This is a genomic window from Mucilaginibacter sp. 14171R-50 (genome assembly GCF_010093045.1).
Taxonomy (GTDB): domain Bacteria; phylum Bacteroidota; class Bacteroidia; order Sphingobacteriales; family Sphingobacteriaceae; genus Mucilaginibacter.
Map to the genome: position 1 here is coordinate 901,951 of NZ_CP048115.1, position 24,347 is coordinate 926,297.

Sequence of the window (24,347 nt, forward strand, 5' to 3'; positions counted from 1 at the left end):
CCTGAAGGGGGAGCATAACGAGTAAATAATGGAAAATTTAAAAGAAATATTACAGTCAAGTCCTTCAAAATCGCTCCCTTCAGGGGGGCGGGAGGGTATACACGTTTTTGCCCCGGCTACAGTGGCTAACGTAGTTTGCGGATTTGATGTACTTGGCTTTGCTGTGAACGAACCCGGAGACGAGGTGATTATGCGCATGACCAACAAGCCCGGTATCACAATCAGTAAAATTACCGGTGATGATGGCCGCCTGCCGCTTAACCCGGCTAAAAACACCGTTAGCGTAAGCGTACAACATTATCTGCAAAGCATCGATAGGTTAGACGTTGGGGTAGATATAGAATTGCACAAAAAAATGCCGATAGGCAGTGGCCTGGGTTCCAGTTCGGCCAGTACGGTTGCCGGTTTGTTTGCCATCAAAACGCTATTGGGCGATGATGCCGACCCATCTACCCTGTTGCCTTTTGCCATGAAAGGCGAGGAGATGGCTTGCGGGCATGGCCATGCAGATAACGTTGCCCCTGCTTTACTGGGCGGCTTTGTATTGATACGCAGTTACGAACCCTTGGATTTAGTGCGTTTGCCACACCCGGCGGGCCTATGGTGCGCAATTGTATTTCCGGATGTGGATGTGCCAACCCGCGAAGCCCGGCAGATCATCCGAAAAAACATTCAGATGAAGGATGCTGTAACCCAGTGGGGTAACATAGCAGGTTTGGTAAGCGGCTTGTTTCTGCAGGATCTCGATCTGATAGGCCGCAGTATGAAGGACGTTTTGGTTGAGCCGGTACGGAGTATGCTCATCCCCGATTTTTACCTGATGCGCCAAATGGCTATGGAACTCGGCGCGGTAAGTTTCGGCATTTCCGGCTCTGGCCCGTCCGTATTCGCGTTCACCCGCGATGAGGAAACCGCCAGGCGTATCACTGCTAAATTACAGCAGCATTTAACCAATATAAAAATTGGCTCCAACGGTTATGTATCAACCATAAATGATGCCGGGCCGAGGGTTTTGGGATAAACCTAATTTCGAATTTCGGATTTACAACTTCGAATTTCGAACAGTATTAATATGAACTTTAAAAATCCGAAATCGAACATTCGGAATCCGAAATCAAAATGAAATTCTACAGCACTAACAATACAGATCTAAGAGTTGGTTTTAAAGAGGCGGTTTTTAATAGTATGCCGCAGGATAAAGGCTTATATATGCCGGTAGAGATACCCCGCCTTGATAATAAGTTTTTGAACAACCTTGATCAATACACCCTGCCCGAGATAGCTTTTCATGTGTCGCAAAATCTTTTGGGCAATGACATCCCTGCCGACGACCTCAAAACCATTATCCACGACGCCATCAACTTTTACGCGCCTGTTGTAAAACTGGAAGATAAGGTTTACGTGCTGGAGCTCTTCCATGGGCCATCGCTGGCGTTTAAAGATTTTGGCGCGCGCTTTATGAGCCGGGTGATGAGTTACTTTTTAGAAGCAGGCGAAAAACAACTCGATGTTTTAGTGGCAACATCGGGCGATACCGGCGGCGCAGTTGCTCTGGGGTTTTTAGGGGTACCCAATACCCAGGTGACTATTCTGTACCCGAAAGGCAAGGTAAGTAACATACAAGAACTGCAGCTCACCACAAATGGCCAAAACATCCGTGCACTGGAAATTGATGGCACATTTGACGATTGCCAGGCGCTGGTTAAACAAGCGTTTACCGATCAGGAGCTGAATGAAAAGCTTCGTTTAACATCGGCTAACTCCATTAACATCGCACGGCTTATACCACAAACATTCTATTACTTTAATGCTTACGCACAATTACTTCGCGAAGGCATCAGTAAGGTAGTGTTCGCGGTACCAAGCGGCAACTTTGGCAATATAGGTGCAGGCTTGCTTGCCTGGAAAATGGGTTTACCTGTCGGGCAATTTATTGCTGCTACCAACGCTAACGATACCGTCCCGTCGTTCCTTAAAACAGGTGTATATCAGCCAAAAACGTCAATAGCTACGCTCTCAAACGCTATGGATGTGGGTAACCCAAGCAATTGGGTACGTATTGCCGACCTGTTTAAAGACGAACCCGAGGCGCTTAAAAAGCTAATTGTTGGCTATACTTATAACGACGAAGAAACATTGCAGGCCATAAGCGATATTTCAAAAAAATATAATTATGTAGTATGCCCGCATACTGCTATTGCCTGGAAAGCGCTAAGGGCCTATCAGGATGAGCAGAATGCCAAAGATACCGCCGGTGTTTTCTTATCAACCGCCCATCCCTGCAAATTCCCCGATGTGTTTACACAGGATGTAGCCGGTAAAATAGCAATACCACAGCAGGTTAAAGACCTTGAGAAAAAACCGCGCCGTGCAACAAGCTTAAGCACAAGCTTCGAGGAACTGAAAACCTATTTGTTACATAATGTGTAATGTTGAACACGTTAATGATTTAACAGCGCAGGAAAAGGACAACCTCTTGAGCATCTGGAACGCCGAGTACCCTACAAGGCTGTGTATGCCCGGCATAACAGAATTTAACGATTACTTAGGTACACTGATAAATCCAGACTATTTTTTATTAAAAGATAAGGATAGTGCAGTTATTGGCTGGGCCACCTTGTTTTCTGTCGGCGGCATTCGCTGCTTTTTTATCATGCTGAAGGGGGCTTGGCATGGCAGAGGGTATGGTACACAATTATTAAATGCCTTAAAGGCCAGGGAAGACACCCTTTTTGGCTGGGCTGTTGACCATGATAATGATGTTAAAGCTGACGGCAGGCCTTATTTGTCGCCGATAAATTTCTACCGAAAAAACGATTTTGTTGTAAACAGCGATCTTCGTTTAGAGACGGATGTGTTATCGGCTGTAAATATCATTTGGCGGGCAAGTGCGCCTTAACTGTAACAATGTAAAATAATTACATTGTTTAAAAGGATTTAAAGGATATTTGCTAAGTAATACTAAATAATATGATCCGCCCCCGACACATCAATCTATATATCATTTTCATGCTGATGGCAGCCATGCTGGCAAGCTGCACCTACAAACAAAAGTTTGAACGGAAAGGATGGAATGAGGGCGATGGACTTACCTTCCCGAGGCGCAACCTGATGGTGGAGGACCTGCTTGCTACCCATAAATTGGTTGGCCTTAAATTCAATAATATTGTGGGTATGCTTCATTACCCGGATCGCTTTAGTCGCGACAGCCTTAGCTTTCATTATGAGATAATACGTAAAATGAGCGGAATTGATACGCTGTATACCAAAAACCTGGTTTTCACCATGACCAAAGATTCAGTTATCACCGCCGTTAAGGTTACCGAACGAGATTATAAAGAGGAGAAGGAAAATAAAAAGTGACCGATACCATCATATTCGACCTCGGAGCAGTACTTATCGACTGGAACCCGCAATATCTTTACCGGAAGCTATTTGCCGACGAGCGGGATATGCTACATTTTCTGGCCAATATTACCACGCCTGATTGGAACGAGGAACAGGATGCCGGCCGGCCCCTGCAAGAAGGCACATCGCTATTGGTTCAGCAGCATCCACAGCACGAGGCCAATATCCGCGCATTTTACGGCCGTTGGGATGAGATGCTGGGCGATGCCATTGAGGGTACCGTTGAAATATTTGAGCAGCTAAAAAACACCAACAGGTATAAGATATACGCGCTCACCAATTGGTCGGCAGAAACGTTTCCGGTTGCTTTGGAGCGGTACGATTTTTTAAACTGGTTTGACGATATTGTTGTTTCGGGCACCGAAAAGATGCGTAAGCCTAATCCTGCCTTTTATCAATTACTGTTACAAAGGCACAATGTTAAAGCCCAAAACGCATTGTTTATTGATGATAACCTGCGCAATGTATTGGCGGCACAAAAACTCGGTATTCAATCTATTCATTTTAATTCGCCGCAGCAACTAAAAACCGAATTAGAAAATTTAAAGATTATTTAAGCAGGGGCACAACGAAGACAGTTATGCTAAAACGCAAAGCCTGCTCGCAAGATCAGTAGTCGGCACTGCGGGTTAACACCTTAAAAAGCGAAAGCCCCGCTAACAAGGCGGGGCGATCTTTCTAACTAAACTAACTAATAATTATTTATTGGTCCCGAATGGGATATATACCCCAAACGTGATGTTACGGCCCATATTGTAAACACCATAAGTTGGGTCTTCCTGGCTGTATCTGCCCGGCCTTAAGCGGCTCAAGGCATCGTAATAAGCCTTGTTGGTAAGGTTGGTGCCCGATACATAAAGTTTAAGCGGTTGCCTGCCTACATTAAAGGTTGCACCTACGCCGGCATTTAACAAAGTGTAGCCATCGGCAGGTGTTTCAAAAGTGGCATCGATGCGGCTTTGCTTAAAATAGTTATCAATGCCTGCATATAGATAAAAATCCTTTAAGCCTTTTATCTTAGGCTCAAAGCGCAGGGTATTATGCAAAGTGCCGGCCGGTATTAAAGGCAAGGGCCTGTCAAAACTGATATTGCTTGCACGGGTATAGCTAAAGGTGTTTTCAAAGTGGATAAAAGATACCGGGTGTAAAGTTAAATTACCCTCAAAACCATACAGGTTAGCATTTACCTGGCCGTAGCGGTAGGCATCGTAATCTCTTGGTAAACCGGTTTGTTCATCAATAACTGTTACCTGCTCTTTATTAGTGTTTGATGCATAAATATAATTGCGTATATAGTTTTCGTATAGCCCAAAGCTCCCCGTTACAACACCAGATCCATACTCTAAAGTCGCATCTGTTTGGTAGCTGCGTTCGGGGCTAAGGTTGGCGTTGCCTATCTCGTAACGGCTTGTCCCTTCATGTACGCCGTTTGAGCCGAGCTCGGCAGGGTTTGGCGCGCGAAATGCAGAACCGGCATTGGCCTTAAAGCTTAATACTTCATTAAAAATATGGGTGTATCCCAAGGCCCCGCTTACGTTAGAGAATTTATTATCAAACCCTGTAAAAATCGTATTGCCGTCCTCATCGTTTTGTGCCTTGCCTTTGTTTTTAATATAGTCGAACCTTGCACCTGCGCTAAAGGTATTTCGCCCCCACGCTTTTTTAGCATATATAAAGGCGCCGTTGCTATATTCATCATAAGCTGGTATCAGCAGTTCCTGGCCCAGGTTAACGCTATGGCCAATGCTACTGCTTAAGCCGATGACCGGGTGCCACCCATTGCCCTCGGGCAGGTAATATTTGGCGTCCAGCGAGTAGGTGTTCATGTCAAAAAACAACGAAGGTGTAGGGCTGTCTTCTAACTCGCGGCGCTGATTTTTCTGATAGCCAAGGTCTAACTTTAATGAGCTCGACCCGAAAAGGAAGTTGTTATTTACCGCTATTTTATAATGACGGATATCCTGGCGGGGGTACTCTAAAGTGCGGCTGGTGCTGTTGTTATATAACGGATCGCCGGGCTCGGCATCATAAAAACCGATATTATTTTTAAAATAAGAAAAGTTTACGTGCGAATAGCCCCAGGCTTTGTTGAGGCCGAACATACCGCTTACATTGGTTTGATTAAACCCGCTGTTAATATAGCGGCCGGCGGGTGTGTTAAATGAGTAAGCGTTTTGATAAGTGCCCCGGCCGCGCCAAACAAAACCATTTTGGTTACCACTTAACATTACCGATGTATTACTTAACCCATTATTACTCGAGTAATTGGTCAAAAATTCGCCCTGTATGTTTCCTTCTGCCGGTGTTGGCGGGTCGATAACATTGATAACGCCTCCCAGCGCGTCTGAACCATACTGCAACGATGCCGCGCCGCGTAAAACCTCTACGCGCCCGGCCGAGAACTGGTCCATCTCTATGCCATGCTCATCGCCCCATTGCTGGCCCTGCTGCTTAACACCGTCGTTAAGTGTAACTACCCGGTTATAGCTTAAACCACGTATCACGGGCTTGGATATGGCCTGACTGGTGGTTATCTGGCCTACTCCGGGCACCTGCCTTGCCAGCGCGTCAATTAAATTGGTTGACGAACCCTGCAGCTGTTCTTTACTAACTACCGATGCCGAAGTGCTGTTGCTGCGGCTGCCGGCCGTAATAGGTGTACCGGTTATAACCACCTCGTGCGATTCGATTACACTGGGCTGCAAAGCGAATATCATAGGTGCTGTCGACGAAAAATCGACCGTTTGCGTTAATGTTTTATAACTAAGATATTGTACCTGTACCACAAAGCGGCCTTTGGTAGGTATCGATTTAATAACAAATTCGCCGTTTACATTAGTGGCGACAGCTATATGAAGGTCGGGGATGCTGACCGTAGCGCCAATAAGTCCTTCGTTGGTTTTGGCGTCAACAACTTTACCCTTAAAATCTATGACATCGGCAAATGCAGCAAATTGAAAGAATAATAATATAAAGCAATAAACAAGCTTAAGTTTCATAATAATAAATTAAAAAATACAAGGAAATGCTGAAAAAAGCAGCGTTTGATTGGTTATAATTATTATGAAATTACAGGCGGTGCACGGCCAGGCGAAAGTATTAAGGCAATGCTTTTAAAGTCGTATTCAAAAGTTACAAAAGCGTAGTCCGTGCCTGAAAAAGAAGTGTGGGAGGTATGGCTTGTCAGCGCCATGCTGTTATGATGCATGGCATCGCATAGCTGGCACTTTTCTGTTATGCTTTGTTTAGCCGTGTTATGACAGTCGTGGCAACTTGCTTCGTGCGCTGCTTTTAATATAGGATGCTGATGGGCAAATACCATATATTGCCCTGCTATAAAACAGAACATGAGCGCCCAGGCGCAAAAAATATGATATTTACTTTTTTTCAAAACCAACGCATGTTTTGGTAGTACGCTTGCAAAAATAATTAATAATATGCTAAACGTGTTTTTAAAACGTAACAATGTTGTTAATTGTATGTCATCAAAAAAAGGTTTAACGGTATCGCATCTGTATATTTGCCGGTATGAAACCTGCCGAAATTAATTTGAAATGGGCCGCCCTGCAAGACCGTATTGCCACTGAGTTTGATAACGAGAAGCCGGATATTAAAGTGGTGCTGTTCCTGATAGGTGTGCAGGAACTGGGGCAGGGGCCAAAAAAATTCAGCAAGCGGCAAAAAGAAGAGCTCATGCACATTGCCAATTGCAAACTATTCAGCAAAATGGGCTTCTACGAATTGGAAGGGCTTGACCAGGATGGTTGGCCGCATTGGAAACTTGTAAAAACCGTTCCAAATTATACTTTGCTTGAACAGGAGATGCTGATAAAATCGTTAATAATTGATTACTTTGAAGCCGAGATGGAGTGGGAATTTTAACCTTGACAACCTAAACAAATGAAAAAGATATCTATTCTGTTAGTATTATTGCTTACCATAGCTACTGCGTTTGCTAAACCGCCCAAAAACCAATACGTACGTATAAAAACCAGCTACGGCAATGTTATCATTCGCTTATATAATCAAACGCCTTTACACCGGGATAACTTTATAAAGCTTGCTAAGCAGGGCTTTTATAACGGCACGTTGTTTCACAGGGTGATACAAAACTTTATGATACAGGGCGGCGACCCCGATTCGCGTGATACCGCTAAAAACAAACCCGGCGCAGAGCTAGGCAACGGCGACCTTAAATATACCGTGCCAGCCGAGTTCAGGGATAGCCTGTTCCATAAACGCGGGGTGCTGGCCGCAGCGCGCGACGATAATCCCGCCAAAGCATCAAGCGCCTGCCAGTTTTATATTGTAGAAGGAAAGCGCTGGACAGCCGGTAAATTGGATACACTTGAAAATACCCGGCTAAAAGGGCGCAAAATACCCGTATGGCAGCGCGATATTTACACCACCGTTGGTGGCGTGCCACACCTTGACCAAAACTATACCGTTTATGGCGAAGTGGTAAGCGGTATTGATATGGTTGATCTGATTGCAGCTGTTAAAAAAGACGAACGCGACAGGCCAATAACCGATATCCCGATGACTGTTGAGGTACTAAGCAAAAAGGAGTGTAAGCAGTTGGATAAGCTGTTATGGCCAGACGCTAAATAAACCAAATGTCAGTCTGAGCCTGTCGAAGACTTATTAAAGCGACTAATGGTTCGACAAGCTCACCATGACATATTAAAAACATGAAGATAATTACCTACAACGTTAATGGCATCCGTTCGGCGATAAACAAAAACTGGCTGGCCTGGCTGCAGGCAACAGATGCCGATGTAGTTTGCCTGCAGGAAATTAAGGCTACACCCGATGTAATAAAAGAGCTTGGTCTGGTAGATGATATGGGATATCAGCACTTTTGGTTCCCGGCCGAAAAAAAAGGGTATAGCGGCACTGCCATTTTTACCAAATACTTGCCCAACCATATAGAATACGGATGCGGCATTCCTGATTTTGACCGCGAGGGCCGTTGTATCCGTGTAGACTTTGATGAGGTGTCGGTAATGAGCGCTTATTTCCCCTCCGGCTCAAGCGGGGATGATAGGCAGATATTTAAATATCGCTTTCTGGACGAGTTTGGCAAATATCTTACCCTGCTAAAGGTTACGCATCCAAATTTGGTTATCTGCGGCGATTATAATATTTGCCACCGGCCAATTGATATTCACAATCCAAAATCAAACGCCAACTCGTCCGGCTTTTTACCCGAAGAGCGCGAGTGGATGGAGAACTTTATTGAGTCGGGATTTGTAGACACCTTCAGACACTGTAACCAGGAGCCGCATAATTACACGTGGTGGAGCTTTCGAGCCAATGCCCGCGCCAAAAACCTGGGCTGGCGTATTGATTATGCCATGGTAAGTAAAGAACTGGAAAGTAACATTAAACGCTGCGCTATATTGCCCGAAGCGAAACACTCTGACCATTGCCCGGTATTGCTGGAACTCGAGTTTTAACCCTTGAAGGGGAATAGGAACAATATGATTCTCCCGCAGGTCATTACTAGGCACCAGGCAATCTATTGATGGACAGGCCAGCGACAAGCATGTCGAAGATTGCCATATCGCTGCGCTTCTCGCAATACATGTAACCAACAAAGGCCACGAATACGCGGCCTTTGTTGGTTACACTCTCTCGCCGTTAGGGAGGGTTAATTATCCTTTTACACGCTCAACATAAGCGCCTGTCGCGGTATCTACTTTTACCCTGTCGCCAATGTTGATGAACAAAGGCACTTTAATTTCGGCACCGGTTTCAACAGTAGCGTTTTTCAATGCACCGCTTGAGGTATCTCCTTTTACAGCCGGCTCGGTGTAAGTTATCTCCAACTCCGCCGAACCCGGGATGTTTGCCATAATAGGCTCATCACTCTCAAATGCTACAATAACGTTCATGCCTTCTTTAAGGAATTTTACGGCAGGCCCAAATAATCTTTTAGGCACGTTATGCTGATCGTAAGTTGTATTATCCATTATCACTAACGAATCGCCATCTTCGTACAGATATTGGTAATCGTTGGTTTCAACACGTGCTATATCCACCTCTTCATCCGTACGGAAACGGTATTCAACCAATTTACCCGTTTTAACATTACGCATGCGGGCCTGGTAAAACGCACGCAGGTTACCAGGGGTGCGGTGTAAAAACTCCTCTACCTGTACCAGTTCGCCGTTAAAACGAAGAACATTACCATTTTTTACATCAGATGCTTTTGCCATAAAACTTTATAATTGAGGCGCAAAATTATATAATTGATTTGAGATTTCACACAGTAGGGGGTTAAGTATAGTTTATCTGCTATTTATAATCAGATATGCTAAGCCTGTTTGGGCAAAAGCTATATTCGTGCTCCTGGTTAGAGCATACTATCGTCAGCCGGTCTTCACTGAATTTTTGCGCCAGGTTTAAATACCAGTCTATCCCCTGGGCGTCCAGGTTAGACGTTGGCTCATCCAGCATCAGTATTGGAGAATCGGCACAAAAGGCAAGGGCCAATTTGAGCCGTTGTTTCATGCCCGACGAAAAGTATTTTACCAATTTATTACGGCTACCTGTTAAATTAAGGATATCGGCTACGGCACTTTTGTCTATGCCGGGCCTGAACTTTTTGAACTTGAAATGAAAATCTATCATCTCGTTCAAAGAAAATTCTTCGATAACTTCAAGATACGGCGCTGCAAGGCTCAGGTGATTGAATATATCCCCGGCATCAACAGTTGCGCTACCGTCTGTATATGTGATCGTTCCGGCAGATGGCACCAGGCTACCATTCAGCACCTGCAGCAAAGTGGATTTTCCTGACCCGTTTGGTCCTAAAATGGCATAGCTGCCATTAGCTTCAAAAGTATAATCTATTCCTTTGAATATCCATTCACGGTTAAAACGACGGCCAATATTTTGGAGGATAATGTTCATGTAGTTGATAGTTGATAGTTCCCGGTTCATAGATCATAGCCCTGTTGTATATTTTCAACCACGATCTATTGAGCATCAACTAACTTAACTGCTTCCGAATCCCTTCATGATACCGCGTTGGGAATTTTGTACAAAATTGATGATCTCGTCGCGTTCGATGGTAGGATTAAATTCGGCCTCGATGATATCCAAAGCTTTGGTAATGTTGTATTTTTTCAGAAAGATGATCCGGTATATCTCCTGTATCTCGTTAATTGTTTCGGCTGAAAAGCCCCTCCGCCGCAGGCCTACAGAATTAATACCGATATAGGATAAGGGCTCGCGCCCTGCCTTGGTGAAAGGCGGCACATCTTTACGCACCAGCGAGCCCCCCGATATCATGCTATGGGCGCCTATTTCAACAAACTGGTGCACAGCCGACGTCCCCCCTATAAAAGCATAATCGTAAACATTGATATGGCCTGCAAGCTGCACGCCGTTAGCTATAATTACATTATCGCCAATTACACAATCGTGCGCTACGTGGGTATAGGCCATTAAAAGGCAGTTAGTGCCAATGGTAGTTGTGTTTTTATCAAGCGCTGTACCGCGGTTTAGGGTTACGCATTCGCGGATAACCGTGTTATCGCCAACAGTAACCGTGCTTGGCTCGCCTTTGTATTTAAGATCCTGCGGCGGCGCGGATACTACAGCTCCCGGGAATATGCGGCAATTTTTACCTATTCGCGCCCCATCCATGATAACCGAGTTTGAGCCCACCCAACTGCCTTCGCCTATTTCTACATCTTTATGTATCGTTACAAATGGCTCAATTACCACGTTATCGGCAATTTTTGCCTGTGGATGTATATATGCTAAGGGCTGTATCATGCTTTATTTATATTTAACTATTTGTGCCATTAGCTCGGCTTCAACAACAATTTTTTCTCCAACCATACCAATCCCTTTCATTTGCGCAATGCCACGGCGGATAGGCGCAATCAGATCGCAACGGAATATTAACGTATCGCCAGGTAAAACCTTGTCTTTAAAACGGGCGTTTTCTATTTTCAGGAAAAGCGTTAACCAATTTTCGGGATCGGGCACGGTGTTCAATACCAGGATTCCACCCGTTTGCGCCATCGCCTCTATCTGCAAAACACCCGGCATTACAGGCGCGCCCGGGAAATGGCCTACAAAAAAAGGCTCGTTCATGGTTACCGCCTTTAAACCAACTACATGCGTTTTGGTAAGCTCTAAAATCTTGTCCACTAATAACATTGGCGGGCGGTGCGGTAATATGTTCATGATCTGAACGGTATCGTATACCGGCGTCATATTCGGGTCGTACACTTTTACGTGCTTGCGGCTACGCTCCTTTTTGATCAGGGTTTTTATTTTTTTTGCAAAGGCAACGTTTGCCGCGTGCCCTGGTCGGGCAGCCATAATGTGCCCCTTAAGCGGAACCCCTACCAACGCCAGGTCGCCGATCATATCCAGCAGCTTGTGGCGTGCGGGCTCGTTCTGGTGCCTAAGCTCAATGTTATTCAGAATCCCCTGCGGGGCAACATTGATATCTTTACGATTAAACAATTTTGCCAGGTGGGAAAGCTCTTCGTCGTCCACTTCTTTATCAACCACCACAATGGCGTTGTTAAGGTCGCCACCCTTTATCAGGTCATGCTTTACCAGCATTTCCAACTCATGTAAAAAGCAAAAAGTACGACTTGAAGCAATCTCCTTTTTAAACTCAGCAAGCGTTGAGATAGTTGCATGCTGACTACCCAATACCTGCGAGTTGTAATCAACCATGCAGGTGAAGCGGTAATCGTCATCAAGCGGCATGGCAACCATGTCAACCTTACGGTCGGGCTCGGAGTAATGAATGTTGTATGGGATATGGTAGTACTCCCTATCGGCCTCTTGCTCCTGAAAACCAGCTGCTTCAATTGCATTAATAAATTGTATAGAACTGCCATCCATAATCGGGGTTTCGGGCCCGTCCATATCAATTAACACGTTGTCTATCTCTAAACCCACTAACGCGGCCAGCACATGCTCGATAGTGCTTACACTGGCGCCGTTTTGAGTAAGCGTTGTACCCCTTGATGTATCGGTAACATTATCAACATCGGCGTCAATGATGGGCTGGCCGGGCAGGTCTACCCTGCGAAATTTATAGCCATGTTTTTCGGGAGCCGGGTTAAAGGTCATAGTAACCTTTTGGCCGGTGTGTAAACCTGTGCCCGAAACTGAAACGGGCTCCTTAATAGTTCTTTGTTTTACGTTCATTTTATGAAGGTGTTCATTGGTTCATTTGATTCAATTGTTTCTTGCAACAGTTATTCCCCTATTTGAACGGCAAACTGCTCGACAATTGAACTAATCAACATCTTTATTCTTTAGTTCTGTAATTATCTTTTCCAGTTGGTCAACTCTTTTCTCTAATTCGGGCAGCCTGCTTATAACCACATTTGAGCGCATATTATTTGCATAGCTAATTGCAGGTGAACCTGCCCATTTGCCCCCCTCCTGGGTTATGGTGCGGCTAATACCCGATTGCGCCTGAACTTGGGTGCCCTTTGCTATGCTGATATGCCCTACAACGCCCACCTGCCCGCCAAGTACTACATTTTCGGCAAGCTTGCTGCTGCCAGCCACACCCGATTGCGCCGCTATAACTGTATTTTTCCCCAGTTCTACATTGTGGGCTATTTGTACCAGGTTATCAACCTTTACTCCGCTCCGAATAATGGTTGAGCCCATTGTGGCCCTGTCTATAGTAGCGTTAGCCCCAATTTCAACGTTATCTTCAATAATAACGTTGCCTATCTGCGCAATTTTGGTGTAAGTACCATCGGCATTAGGCGAAAATCCGAAACCATCACTACCAATAATCGCCCCGGAGTGTATAACAACATTATTGCCAATTATACAGTCGAAATAAATTTTTACACCGGGGAACAAGGTTACATTACTCCCCAACTTTACGTTATCGGCAATATAGCACCCGGGATATATTTTACAGTTATGACCCATCGCTACATCCTGGCTAATATAAGCAAAAGCACCGATGTAAGGTTCTGTACCTATAGCTGCGGACGGGTGGATAAAGCAGGGCTGCTCTATCCCGGTTTTATTTAGCTTAATGGTGTTGTATTTCTCGAGCAGTAAGGTGAATGCTCCGTAGGCATTCTCTACCCGTATCAGGGTGGCATTTACCGGCGCCGTAAGTTCCTGGCTATTATTTATAATCACAACGGATGCGTTCGTTGTATACAGGTACTGCTCATATTTAGGATTAGCCAAAAATGATAAGGAACCTACGCCGCCTTCTTCTATTTTGGCCAGGTGGTTAACCGCCACAAGCGGATCGCCTTCAACTGTTCCATTTAGCATAAAGGCTATATCCTTTGCGGTAAATTGCATTTTACAAATTTAAATGTTAAAACCATAGCAACAAATTATTAATAGTGAGTCACTAAATGGCTGTTTACGGTCACTTTAACGTTAACTACTCACCAATTAACCATTCACAACTCACCATCCTATAACAGGTCTTTGGTGTAACAAAGTATATATTTTTTTACAGTTTTTGATAAAGCCTCCAGGTTTGAATTATCGCTGGCCAGTGTAATATCCTTAATACTACCGTTCTTCATTAATATATGAATGTTACCATCGCCTTTATTATAAGCATTGTTGCGTATAGTGTCGGTAAATACAAAATACGACGCCTCGTGAGCGCTGATGTTATATTTTTCTACAGCATTAGCCGTTAGTTGTTCAACAAGGGCCTCGTCGGGCTTTTCGGCGGTAATATCCACATGATATAAGCCCCGGTTTATCAGCTTATTGCAAAGGGTGGCCAACACAAAATCACCACTGCCCGCCCATATCTTTACAGCAGCCATTACATCGGTATCATCCAGCAGGGCGAAGGTTTTTAAATGCAGATCGCTTGCCATAAATTCATCCCTTGTAATAACGCCCTCTAAAAAATAACTTAAGGCTGGGGTTAACGGAAAATGAATTCCCTGCAAAGCAAGTTCGCGGCTTCGGGTAAAAATCTTACAAAGCAGCTGTTCGGCAGCTATAACGGTTTTATGCAGGTAAACCTGCCAGTACATTAACCTTCGGGCTATTAAAAATTTTTCTATCGAGTAAATACCTTTCTCTTCAACCGTTATACTGTCGTCTTTAATATTCAGCATTTTTATGATCCGGTCAGAACTGATCACCCCTTCAGATACGCCTGTAAAATAACTGTCGCGGTTCAGGTAATCCATTCTGTCCATATCCAGCTGGCTCGATACCAGTTGATGCAAAAAGTGCTTATGATACTCGCCTTTAAATATACTGATGGCCAACGACAGCCTTCCGCCAAACTCCTCGTTCAACTTATTCATCAGCAGTATAGAGATATCTTCGTGGCTTATTCCTTCTACAATAGTATGTTCTAAAGCATGCGAAAAGGGGCCGTGCCCAATATCGTGCAGTAAAATGGCAATAGTTAAGCCTTCCTTTTCGTCGGGCGATATTTCAGCCCCTTTATTGCAAAGTGTTTCTATGGCCAGGCTCATCAGATGCATGGCGCCCAAAGCATGATGGAAGCGGGTATGCAGCGCACCCGGATATACCAGGTGCGTCATTCCCAATTGCTTGATATAGCGTAAACGCTGAAAGTACGGGTGGTCTATCAGGTCGTACACCAGTTCGGTGGGAATGCTGATAAAGCCGTAAACCGGGTCGTTTATGATTTTCTTTTTATTCAAAGCAGTTGTTAAGAATACAAAAGTGTTGAATTATGACAAAACAAGCACGGTGTATTTGTTAATTAATGTTAATCCTTTGCATATTTTTACAACAAAATATACTACCCCGGGGTTATAGGGAGGTAAAATTAAATATATTATGCAGGATACCACTATTTTATGGGCCGATGACGAGATTGATCTGCTGAAACCACATGTTCTTTTCCTGAACGAAAAGGGCTACAAAGTTACCACCGTTACCAACGGTAATGATGCCATTGAGGAATTTAAGAAGCAGTACTTTGACCTGGTATTCCTGGACGAGAACATGCCGGGATTAACCGGCCTGGAAACTTTGCAGCAAATAAAAAATATAAGCAGCGATGTACCTATAGTGCTTATCACCAAAAACGAAGAAGAATATTTAATGGAGGACGCTATCGGATCGAAGATAGACGATTACCTGATAAAGCCGGTACACCCCAAGCAAATACTGCTAACGATAAAAAAACTTACTGAAAATAAACGCCTGGTTACCGAAAAAACAACTATGGCATACCAGCAGGATTTCAGGAACCTGGGCATGACCCTTAACGATAACTTAAGTTACCAGGAGTGGGTTGATGTTTACAAAAAACTGATATATTGGGAACTGGAACTGGAAACACTTGAAGATGCCGGCATGCACGAGATACTAACCCTGCAAAAAGCCGAGGCAAACGTACAGTTTTGCAAGTTTGTTGAACGTAATTACCTAAGTTGGATAAAAGACCCTGAAAACGGCCCTACTATTTCGACGCAATTATTTAAAAAGAAGGTATTCCCGAAACTGGATGGCAAAGGGCCGGTTTTTTTTATATTGATTGATAACTTAAGGTACGACCAGTTTAAAATAATTAACCCCATTATTTCGGAGTATTTCAGGCTGGAAGAAGAGGACACTTATTACAGTATATTGCCCACTGCCACACAGTACGCGCGTAACGCTATCTTTTCGGGCTTAATGCCTTTAGAGATGGAAAGCCGTTACCCGCAAATGTGGCAGAACGATGAGGACGAGGGTGGTAAAAACCTTTACGAAGCCGATTTTGTTGCCGACCAGCTTAAGCGCGTTTTACGCAAGGACATTAAACACTCCTATCATAAAATTCTGAATATTGATGAAGGCCGCGCGTTGAACGAATCGGTAAATAACCTGATGAACAACGAGCTTAATGTGGTGGTTTACAACTTTGTTGATATGCTAAGCCATGCACGCACAGATATGCAGATGATACGCGAACTGGCCAGCGACGATGCAGCTTATCGCTCATTAACGTTATCATGGTTCGAGCATTCGCCGCTATTAGACCTGCTTAAGTTTTTAGCTTCCAAGCAGGTGAGGGTGATAATCACCACAGACCATGGCACCATTCGCGTTAAAAATCCAAGTAAAATAATAGGCGATCGAAATACCAACACCAACCTGCGTTATAAACAGGGTAAAAACCTTAACTATAATGCCAAAGATGTATTTCACATACGCAACCCGCACGATGCCATGCTGCCAAGGCTGCACGTAAGTAGCAGCTTTGTATTTGCAAAAGGCGACAACTATTTTGTTTATCCTAATAACTATAACCACTTTGTGAATTTTTATAACGAAACCTTCCAGCATGGCGGGATCTCGTTGGAAGAAATGATCATCCCGATAGTTACCTACGGGCCTAAATAAAATTTAGAAGTATTAATTTCACCCCGTCATTGCGAGGAACGAAGCAATCTCCTGATATCATAACGACTATGCAAAGTTTTGAGATTGCTTCGTTCCTCGCAATGACGTTAGGGAGATGATAATTGACATGGACTTACACACCACATCCACAACAGACCTGCCTGCCACAGCGGCAGAGATATTGAAATACGCCGGCGATACACGCATCTTTCTTTTTTACGGCGAAATGGGCGCGGGTAAAACCACGCTTATCAAATCCCTTTGCGCGGCTTTGGGTGTTAAAGATGAGGTAACCAGCCCTACATTTTCGATAGTGAATGAATATGAGGGTAGTGATGGCCCGGTTTATCATTTTGATTTTTATCGCTTAAAAGATCACAACGAGGCACTGGATATGGGATACGAGGAATATTTCTACTCGGGCAATTATTGTTTTATAGAGTGGCCCGAAAAAATTGCCGACCTGGTACCTGATAGCTATACCGGCATACGGATACATATCATCAACGCGGGCTCGAGGCAACTAACGGTTGAAAACATTTCCTGATCAAACCTGTTTTTTTCGTATCTTCATCAGCCGGAAAAATAGCTATCATGAGTACAGGGAAATACAGTGGGTTCTCAAATGTTGCCAGGCAGGCAATGATGCAACCCCAGGAGTCGATGCTGGAAGTTAAAAGTAAAAAAAACAAACTTTATATTGGCATCCCCAAAGAGGTTTCTTTCCAGGAGAACCGTATCGCGCTAACCCCCTTATCGGTAGCCTTGCTTGTAAATAACGGGCACGATATACTGCTGGAGAGCAACGCGGGCCAGGCTGCCAATTTTTCTGACAATAACTACAGCGAGCAAGGCGCCCAGATAGTTTACGACACCAAAAAGGTCTACGAAGCCGATATCATCATTAAAATAGCGCCCCCTACACAGGAAGAAATTGAAATGATGAAACCCGGGCAGCTATTGATTTCGGCGCTCCAGTTATCAACCTTAAAAGCCGAGTGCCTGCATGCACTCATGAAAAAAAAGATAACCGCCCTTTGTTTTGAGCATCTCCAAGACGAAGGCGGCTCGCTAACAGTTGTGCGCGCCATGAGCGAAATAGTAGGTGCAACATCTGTGCTTATCGCTGCCGAGTACCTGAGCAATATTTTTGAAGGCAAAGGCTTAATGCTTGGCGGAATAACCGGGGTACCGCCAACCGAAATTGTGATATTGGGTGCGGGCACCGTTGGCGAGTATGCGGCGCGTACCGCTATATCGCTCGGGGCGCAGGTTAAAGTGTTCGATCCGTCCATTTACAAACTTAGGCGGCTTCAAAACAACATCGGTACAAGGATTTTTACTTCGGTTGTGCAGCCCATAGTACTCGAAAAAGCCATAACTACCTGCGATGTTGCCATTGGTGCCATTCGTGCCGACGATGGCCGCAGCCCGTGTATAGTATCTGAAGAAACCGTTAGCCGCATGAAACCAAACTCGGTTATTATTGACGTTAGTATTGACCAGGGCGGGTGTTTTGAGACATCCGAAATAACTAACCATACCCACCCGGTTTTTCGCAAATACGATGTGATCCATTACTGCGTACCAAATATAGCATCGCGTGTAGCCCGCACCGCAACCTATGCGCTCACCAACATTTTCGCCCCCATTTTACTGGATATTGGCGAACAGGGTAGCCTTAAAAACGTAATATGGCAAAAAACGGGTATCCGTAACGCGGTATACATATACCAGGGTCACCTCACAAACAAGCATATGGGCGAACGCTTCGCTATCCCAAGTAAAGACCTGGAGTTGCTGGTGGTATCAAACCATTAATAATTAGTAAAAGGCCTTATCGTTTCCGGGTGGTTTATTTCTGGCTGATACTTTTCAGGTATCTCATTGGTGTGGTGCTTATCTCCGTAATAATCAATAGCCAGCTCAACCTTACCGTTATCTTTCACTGTTACCTTAAATAACATATCGTAATCCTCTTCGTCAAGCCCGGCGAAGGGCATTTCGGCCCCAAACGCGCTTAGTAACTGCATTACTGTATTAGAATGGCCCACTACCAAAACATTATTTCCTTTAAAGTTCTTTAAAATTGTTTTGGCAAATTGTTTAATACCGGCCGTATCTGTGTTGTATACTCTCGGTAAAATTTTGGCCTTGTAAGCCAGCGGTTTTGCAGTAAGGGCTGTACGTTTATACCTGGTAACATATATCGCTTTAATGTTTTCCCGCTTTAATTCTTTGGCAAGCGCAACGGCCCGCTTTTGCCCCGCGGGGCTCAAACCTGGGTCGGGGTCGTTAACCGTATTGGCAGCTTTTTCGGCATGGCGAACTACCCATATATTGGTTTTTTGGGCTGCAGCGTTAAAGCTCGTCAGCAGTAAACAAATAAACAATAACTTAAAAAAGTTAGCCTGCCTTACTACAATTTTCATAATATGTTGTTATTTGTTTTTAACGAGTATCCCTGTAAACAAATATACCCGATTTTGATATGAAATTTTTTAGCAAAGAATATTTTAAACAGTTATGGAAAGTATTGCTGGCTACCTTTAGCGGTTTTTCGGCCGATAATGGTTTAAAGTTCAGTGCATCGCTGGCATACTATACCGTATTTTCTTTGGCACCTTTACTTTTGTTGATACTATCGCTCGCCGGTATTTTTTTAAAGGACGATAGCTACAGAAAAGATTTTTACGATCAGATACAGCATTACATAGGCAAGCAGGGAACCCTGCAATTACAAAGCACCATGAACTCGCAGGATATCACGGGTAAAAGCGGGATAGGTTTGGGAATAAGCATTGCTACTTTGCTGCTTGGTGCCAGCAGTATTTTCATAGAAATACAAGATTCGCTTAACATTATCTGGCGCGTTAAAGCTAAGCCTAAACGTGGCTGGGTAAAAATGCTTAAAAACAGGTTCCTTTCTTTTTCCTTAATAGTAAGCCTTGGTTTTTTATTGCTCGCCTCTTTGCTGGTAAATATTATAATAAGTGCTATAAGCGATAAAATAGTAGCATTATTGCCTCATTTATTGGGGAAAAGCCTTGCCGGTATAGTTGGCGAAACATTCTTATTTGCGGTTAATTTTGGCATAACCCTTATAGTTATTTCGGTATTATTCGGCATTATATTTAAAGTGCTGCCCGATGTTAAAATAAAGTGGAAGGACGTACGCTCGGGCGCTATTTTTACCGCTATATTATTTATAATCGGCCAGTATATTATAAGCCTTTATATTCAGTTTACCGCGCAAGGCTCGGTGTATGGCACAGCGGGTTCTATTATCGTAATTTTGGTGTGGATATATTATACGGCAGCAATTTTATACATAGGCGCCGAATTTACGCAGGTTTATGCCGAAGCGAGGGGCAGCCATATTGAGCCTGCCGAATATGCGGTAGTGATACAACAAACCGAGGTAGAAAGAACGACTAAAAAAATGCCGCTGCAAAACCCGCATTTAAAGGATACCCTTAAATGTGATGATGACGATGATGGCAAAAAACCCGACGGTTGTTAACCCCGTTCTAAGTTATTGATGCACTAATGGTACCTTGGTTGAAGCTTTCTGTATTTACCAAAAAATAATGTAGATTTAGCTTCCAATTCAAACCAGGTGTTAGCCGGTCTATATAAATATCCCAAGTTTAAACATGTATGGCTTACTGTCATATTAAGTTGCCTGTTCGTTTCGGCAAATGCGCAATCTTTTACCGTTGATAGTAACCGTAAAAACGTAAATATTCCCTTTAAGCTTATCCGCAATATGATGGTGATAAAGCTTAGCATAAATAATAAGGGGCCCTTCAACTTCATATTAGATACCGGCGTGGGGTTGATGGTAATTACCGAGCCTAAGCTGGTTGATTCGATAAACATAACCTCTAAACGCACCATCAAGCTTTCGGGGCTGGGCGAGGGTGATGCCTTTGAAGCCTATGTTACAGCGCCCCTGAACGTAGTGATACCGGGGCTAACCAGTAACAACGTTTCGGCGGCTATCCTAAAAACCGACTATTTTAATTTGTCGAGCTATATCGGGCTGCCGGTACACGGCTTATTGGGTTACGAGTTTTTTAACTCGCTGGGGGTTAAGATAAATTTCACCGACAGCACAATGACCGTTTGCCGGCCTAAAGACCTTAAACCATTTAAAAAAAGCCAGAAGATACCAATAACGGTTGAGGATAAAAAGCCGTACATGGAAACTATGTTAACTTTTCCGGACGGCAGTAAAGCGACGAATAAATTTATCATCGACCTGGGGGCCGGCCATCCCTTATCGCTCGAAAATATGCTGCAAAAACACGGGCTGCCTAAAAAATCTATCCCGGCCAATTTGGGTGTTGCACTAAACGGTCCTATAACAGGGTATTTAAGCCGGGTAAAGGAAGTGATGATCGCTAACTATAAGATCAAAGACGTTATTACCTCTTTCCCTGATAAAGACTATATACAAAGAAAATTCAGTGTTCCGCGCGATGGCAATATAGGTATCGGTATACTCAAAAAATTCAACCTCACGTTCGATTATACTAACAACCTGCTGTATGTTAAGAAAAATGAGAAGTATAACGATCCTTTTGAGCACGATATGAGCGGAATTGAATATTATATGGCCGGCGATAACTTTTCGCATCTGATCATCAGCAGGGTAGCGCCCGGCTCACCCGCCGACGAGATAGGTTTAATAAAAGACGATGAAATAACCTCGATCAATTTCAAGCCCATTTCAAAAATGACTTCTGAAGAGATCGATGCCTTTTTTAAAAAAACCGAGCGCAGCCTGCTGCTCGAAGTATATCATGACAAAAAGTATGATAAAGTAATTATTACCTTAAAACACCGCATTTAACTCTTTTTCGTAACTAACTTGTTGCGTTTGTATTCTCAGATATATATTCCATATTTTTAGCCGACTAATTATTTTAAACAGCAAATGAATAGAAATTTACGGGTAAATACTTACCTAAGCGTGGCCGCATTAACTATTGCAGCCTTTGCAAGCTCGTGCGCCACTAAAAAACAAGCAGACCGCACCGTTACTTTAAAAACAAGTACTACGCCCGGTGGGTCAACCGCTACAGCCACAATTGGCGCCGGTAAAAAAGAAGGCATAAAAAAATTTAGCGACCTGGTTGGGAAAACCAAAGCTGATACCGGCCTTTTTAATACCTATAAGGTTGATGGCAAGTACTACTTTGAAATACCCGATAGCCTGATAAACCGCGAAATGCTGGTGGTTACCCGTTTTGTAAAAACACCGGCAGGCCTGAAATCATTTGGGCAGCAGTATGGCGGCGAAGAAATTAACAACCAGGTATGGAAATGGGACCGCCATGATAAGCAGGTATTTATTAGGGTGCCAAGCTACTCGGTGAGGGCCGATAGCACAAGCGACATGTACCAGTCAGTCAGGAACTCAAACCTTGATGCGGTATTGGCTTCTTTCGATATTAAAGCTTTTAATAAGGATACCACCGGCGTTTTGATTGACGTTACCGACTTGTACAACGGCGATGTTGCAGCTATTGGCTTGCCCGACAATATCAAGAAGATGTATAAGATAAGCGCGCTCGACAATAGCCGTTCTTATATAGATACGGTTAAAAGTTTCCCGATAAACATCGAGGCACGCACACTAAAAACTTATCGTGCGGCTGAGTCGCCAACTGATAACAGTAATGGTGCGGTAACTTTTGAGCTAAATACATCTATGCTGCTATTGCCAAAAACGCCAATGAAAGCACGTTTGAACGACGACCGCGTAGGATTTTTTGGCCAGCGCCAAACAGATTATGGCACAGATGCACAAAAAGCCGAGGCTACCGCGTATATCCACCGGTGGAAATTGGAGCCTAAAGATGAAGCTGCTTATGCCCGTGGAGAGCTGGTTGAACCCAAAAAACAAATTGTTTATTATATAGACCCTGCTACACCCAAAAAATGGGTTCCTTATCTTATTGCCGGCATTAACGACTGGAACAAAGCTTTTGAAGCTGCCGGCTTTAAGAACGCAATTGCGGGCAAAGAGGCCCCAACCGCGAAGCAAGATCCGGAGTTTAGCACTGAAGATGCCCGCTATAGCGTGTTAAGATACTTTGCATCGGATGTACAGAACGCCTACGGCCCCCATATATCTGATCCGCGCAGCGGCGAGATACTGGAAAGCCATGTTGGCTGGTACCATAATGTAATGAGCTTGCTGCGTAATTGGTTTTTTATTCAAACAGCAGCGGTTAACCCCAACGTACGTATGGCTAAATTTACCGATGCGCAAATGGGCGAGCTTATCCGTTTTGTATCATCGCACGAAATTGGCCACACACTGGGGCTGCCGCACAACTTTGGCTCAAGCTATGCTTACCCGGTTGATTCGTTGCGATCAAAATCCTTTACCGATAAACATGGCACCGCCCCTTCGATAATGGACTACGCCCGCTTTAATTACATTGCACAGCCGGGCGATGGTGTAACACACCTTTATCCTCAAATTGGCGAATACGATCTGTGGGCGGTTAAATGGGGATATACTTATTTCCCGGGCAACAAAACATCAAAACAGGAAAAAGAGACTTTGGATATTTGGACAAAAGAAAAGGCCGGCAACCCCCTTTACTACTACGGAAGGCAAGGTACTTCTATTGATCCACGATTACAGAACGAGGATTTGGGCGACAACGCCATGAAGGCCAGCACTTATGGTATTGCTAACCTTAAACGTATACTGCCTAATATCGAAAAATGGACCTATCAGAAAGGCGAGGACTACGATGATGTGCAAACATTATATAACGAAGTTATCGGTCAGTTTAACCGTTACATAGGCCATGTTACCATGAACATTGGCGGCATGAACGAAAATTTCAAAACATATGATGAAAAGGGCCCTGTTTATGGTTTTGTAAACAAGACCCTTCAGCGTGATGCCATAGCGTTTTTAAATCAGCAGGTATTTACCACACCACGCTGGTTGATCAATAACGCCGAGTTAAGCAAGTTTGATAACGGTGTTGTGATTAGCCGCATTAAAACCCTGCAGGTAAACGCAGTTGCCAATGTATTGAACGCATCGCGCCTGGCCCGCATGTTCGATAACCAATCAAAAAATGGCGCTGCTGCTTATACGGTTGCCGATATGTTAAATGACCTGCGCTCAGGCATATTTACAAAAGGAAACCCCGACGAGTTTAAACGCAATTTGCAAAGAGGGTACATAGATAACCTGAAAAATTTATTGAATGAAGATGCCAGCAGGAGTTTCCCGGGCGCTACCGCAGCACAACTGGCTGGTATGGGCTTAACACCTATCAACATTGCCTTATCTGATATAAGGCCTATGGTGCGTGCCGAGTTAGCCAAAATAAGCACAAGCCTGCCAAAAGGCGGCGACGCTTTAACGGCAGCCCACTTTACCGATCTGCGCCTGCGCATTAAAGAAGCGCTATACCCAACCCGCCCCGTGGTGAATATTGCAGGAGCAGGAGCACCGGGCCGTTTAACTGACGATGCCCAGCAAGCAGATAACGACTGCTTCCCGCAAACAAAATAATCAGGTATAGATACCATAA

Annotated in this window: 23 protein-coding genes; 14 read left to right on the forward strand and 9 right to left on the reverse strand. The window is 44.2% G+C overall.

All coding sequences use genetic code 11. The features are described 5' to 3' along the window. Positions 1 to 28 precede the first annotated feature (28 nt). From GWR56_RS04100 to GWR56_RS04120, 5 genes are all read left to right on the forward strand, one after another. Positions 29 to 1,021 (forward strand): homoserine kinase, encoded by a 993-nt coding sequence (locus tag GWR56_RS04100; protein WP_162429890.1) that lies wholly within the window; start codon positions 29 to 31, stop codon positions 1,019 to 1,021. A gap of 98 nt (positions 1,022 to 1,119) precedes the next feature. Beyond that, positions 1,120 to 2,430 carry a threonine synthase gene (gene thrC / locus GWR56_RS04105; RefSeq protein ID WP_162429891.1) on the forward strand — a complete coding sequence of 437 codons (1,311 nt, stop codon included), beginning with the start codon at positions 1,120 to 1,122 and terminating at the stop codon, positions 2,428 to 2,430. Then, on the forward strand, positions 2,423 to 2,899 hold the full coding sequence (locus GWR56_RS04110) for a GNAT family N-acetyltransferase (RefSeq protein WP_162429892.1): 477 nt from the start codon (positions 2,423 to 2,425) through the stop codon (positions 2,897 to 2,899). Before thrC ends, GWR56_RS04110 begins: the two co-directional genes overlap by 8 nt. Before the next feature lie 71 nt (positions 2,900 to 2,970). Next, positions 2,971 to 3,363 carry a hypothetical protein gene (locus GWR56_RS04115; protein ID WP_162429893.1) on the forward strand — a complete coding sequence of 131 codons (393 nt, stop codon included), beginning with the start codon at positions 2,971 to 2,973 and terminating at the stop codon, positions 3,361 to 3,363. After that, positions 3,360 to 3,965 (forward strand): HAD family phosphatase, encoded by a 606-nt coding sequence (locus GWR56_RS04120; protein WP_162429894.1) that lies wholly within the window; start codon positions 3,360 to 3,362, stop codon positions 3,963 to 3,965. Before GWR56_RS04115 ends, GWR56_RS04120 begins: the two co-directional genes overlap by 4 nt. 141 nt (positions 3,966 to 4,106) lie before the next feature. Here GWR56_RS04120 and GWR56_RS04125 read toward each other — a convergent pair whose 3' ends face one another. Together GWR56_RS04125 and GWR56_RS04130 are read right to left on the reverse strand one after the other, a co-directional pair. Next, positions 4,107 to 6,407, reverse strand: a complete 2,301-nt coding sequence (locus GWR56_RS04125) for a TonB-dependent receptor (protein ID WP_162429895.1) — start codon at positions 6,405 to 6,407, stop codon at positions 4,107 to 4,109. 62 nt (positions 6,408 to 6,469) lie between these two features. After that, on the reverse strand, positions 6,470 to 6,799 hold the full coding sequence (locus GWR56_RS04130) for a hypothetical protein (RefSeq protein WP_162429896.1): 330 nt from the start codon (positions 6,797 to 6,799) through the stop codon (positions 6,470 to 6,472). Positions 6,800 to 6,936: 137 nt separating this feature from the next. Between GWR56_RS04130 and GWR56_RS04135 the strand changes: the two genes are divergently transcribed. The 3 genes from GWR56_RS04135 to GWR56_RS04145 all read left to right on the forward strand — a co-directional run bounded on the left by GWR56_RS04135 (position 6,937) and on the right by GWR56_RS04145 (position 8,867). Continuing rightward, positions 6,937 to 7,290, forward strand: a complete 354-nt coding sequence (locus tag GWR56_RS04135) for a hypothetical protein (protein WP_162429897.1) — start codon at positions 6,937 to 6,939, stop codon at positions 7,288 to 7,290. 18 nt (positions 7,291 to 7,308) lie between these two features. After that, entirely contained in the window at positions 7,309 to 8,019 is a 711-nt protein-coding gene (locus tag GWR56_RS04140) for a peptidylprolyl isomerase (RefSeq protein ID WP_162429898.1), read from the forward strand. 80 nt (positions 8,020 to 8,099) lie between these two features. After that, positions 8,100 to 8,867 carry an exodeoxyribonuclease III gene (locus tag GWR56_RS04145; protein ID WP_162429899.1) on the forward strand — a complete coding sequence of 256 codons (768 nt, stop codon included), beginning with the start codon at positions 8,100 to 8,102 and terminating at the stop codon, positions 8,865 to 8,867. A gap of 198 nt (positions 8,868 to 9,065) precedes the next feature. On the opposite strand, the gene efp is transcribed toward GWR56_RS04145, so the two are convergent. From efp to GWR56_RS04175, 6 genes are all read right to left on the reverse strand, one after another. After that, the gene (gene efp / locus GWR56_RS04150; protein ID WP_162429900.1) at positions 9,066 to 9,629 is read right to left on the reverse strand and encodes an elongation factor P; all 564 of its coding nucleotides are present in this window, start codon (positions 9,627 to 9,629) and stop codon (positions 9,066 to 9,068) included. Positions 9,630 to 9,708: 79 nt separating this feature from the next. Further along, entirely contained in the window at positions 9,709 to 10,326 is a 618-nt protein-coding gene (locus tag GWR56_RS04155; protein WP_162429901.1) for an ABC transporter ATP-binding protein, read from the reverse strand. An 84-nt stretch (positions 10,327 to 10,410) separates the two neighbouring features. Further along, a complete protein-coding gene (lpxA, locus tag GWR56_RS04160; RefSeq protein WP_162429902.1) occupies positions 10,411 to 11,196 on the reverse strand; it encodes an acyl-ACP--UDP-N-acetylglucosamine O-acyltransferase in 786 nt (261 codons plus the stop codon). A gap of 3 nt (positions 11,197 to 11,199) precedes the next feature. Further along, on the reverse strand, positions 11,200 to 12,597 hold the full coding sequence (locus GWR56_RS04165) for a bifunctional UDP-3-O-[3-hydroxymyristoyl] N-acetylglucosamine deacetylase/3-hydroxyacyl-ACP dehydratase (protein WP_162429903.1): 1,398 nt from the start codon (positions 12,595 to 12,597) through the stop codon (positions 11,200 to 11,202). Positions 12,598 to 12,687: 90 nt separating this feature from the next. Then, positions 12,688 to 13,734, reverse strand: coding sequence for a UDP-3-O-(3-hydroxymyristoyl)glucosamine N-acyltransferase (gene lpxD, locus GWR56_RS04170; protein ID WP_162429904.1), 1,047 nt, complete (start codon positions 13,732 to 13,734; stop codon positions 12,688 to 12,690). 119 nt (positions 13,735 to 13,853) lie between these two features. Continuing rightward, positions 13,854 to 15,080, reverse strand: a complete 1,227-nt coding sequence (locus tag GWR56_RS04175) for an HD domain-containing protein (RefSeq protein ID WP_162429905.1) — start codon at positions 15,078 to 15,080, stop codon at positions 13,854 to 13,856. 139 nt (positions 15,081 to 15,219) lie between these two features. Here GWR56_RS04175 and GWR56_RS04180 point away from each other — a divergent pair, with 139 nt between their 5' ends. From GWR56_RS04180 to GWR56_RS04190, 3 genes are all read left to right on the forward strand, one after another. Beyond that, positions 15,220 to 16,773, forward strand: a complete 1,554-nt coding sequence (locus GWR56_RS04180) for a bifunctional response regulator/alkaline phosphatase family protein (protein WP_162429906.1) — start codon at positions 15,220 to 15,222, stop codon at positions 16,771 to 16,773. Positions 16,774 to 16,900: 127 nt separating this feature from the next. Continuing rightward, entirely contained in the window at positions 16,901 to 17,320 is a 420-nt protein-coding gene (tsaE, locus tag GWR56_RS04185; protein WP_162429907.1) for a tRNA (adenosine(37)-N6)-threonylcarbamoyltransferase complex ATPase subunit type 1 TsaE, read from the forward strand. Between the two features lie 47 nt (positions 17,321 to 17,367). Then, positions 17,368 to 18,594 carry an alanine dehydrogenase gene (locus GWR56_RS04190; protein ID WP_162429908.1) on the forward strand — a complete coding sequence of 409 codons (1,227 nt, stop codon included), beginning with the start codon at positions 17,368 to 17,370 and terminating at the stop codon, positions 18,592 to 18,594. Here GWR56_RS04190 and GWR56_RS04195 read toward each other — a convergent pair. Then, complete coding sequence (locus GWR56_RS04195; RefSeq protein ID WP_162429909.1) at positions 18,591 to 19,205, reverse strand: histidine phosphatase family protein; 615 nt, start codon at positions 19,203 to 19,205, stop codon at positions 18,591 to 18,593. The two genes, GWR56_RS04190 and GWR56_RS04195, sit on opposite strands and share 4 nt — an antisense overlap. Before the next feature lie 59 nt (positions 19,206 to 19,264). On the opposite strand from GWR56_RS04195, the gene GWR56_RS04200 reads away from it, so the two are divergent. The 3 genes from GWR56_RS04200 (at position 19,265) to GWR56_RS04210 (ending at position 24,328) form a co-directional block, all read left to right on the forward strand. Continuing rightward, complete coding sequence (locus GWR56_RS04200) at positions 19,265 to 20,296, forward strand: YihY/virulence factor BrkB family protein (RefSeq protein WP_162429910.1); 1,032 nt, start codon at positions 19,265 to 19,267, stop codon at positions 20,294 to 20,296. A gap of 96 nt (positions 20,297 to 20,392) precedes the next feature. Further along, positions 20,393 to 21,631: an aspartyl protease family protein gene (locus GWR56_RS04205; RefSeq protein WP_162429911.1), complete on the forward strand. Its 1,239-nt coding sequence runs from the start codon at positions 20,393 to 20,395 to the stop codon at positions 21,629 to 21,631. A gap of 84 nt (positions 21,632 to 21,715) precedes the next feature. Beyond that, entirely contained in the window at positions 21,716 to 24,328 is a 2,613-nt protein-coding gene (locus GWR56_RS04210) for a zinc-dependent metalloprotease (RefSeq protein WP_162429912.1), read from the forward strand. Positions 24,329 to 24,347: the final 19 nt, after the last annotated feature.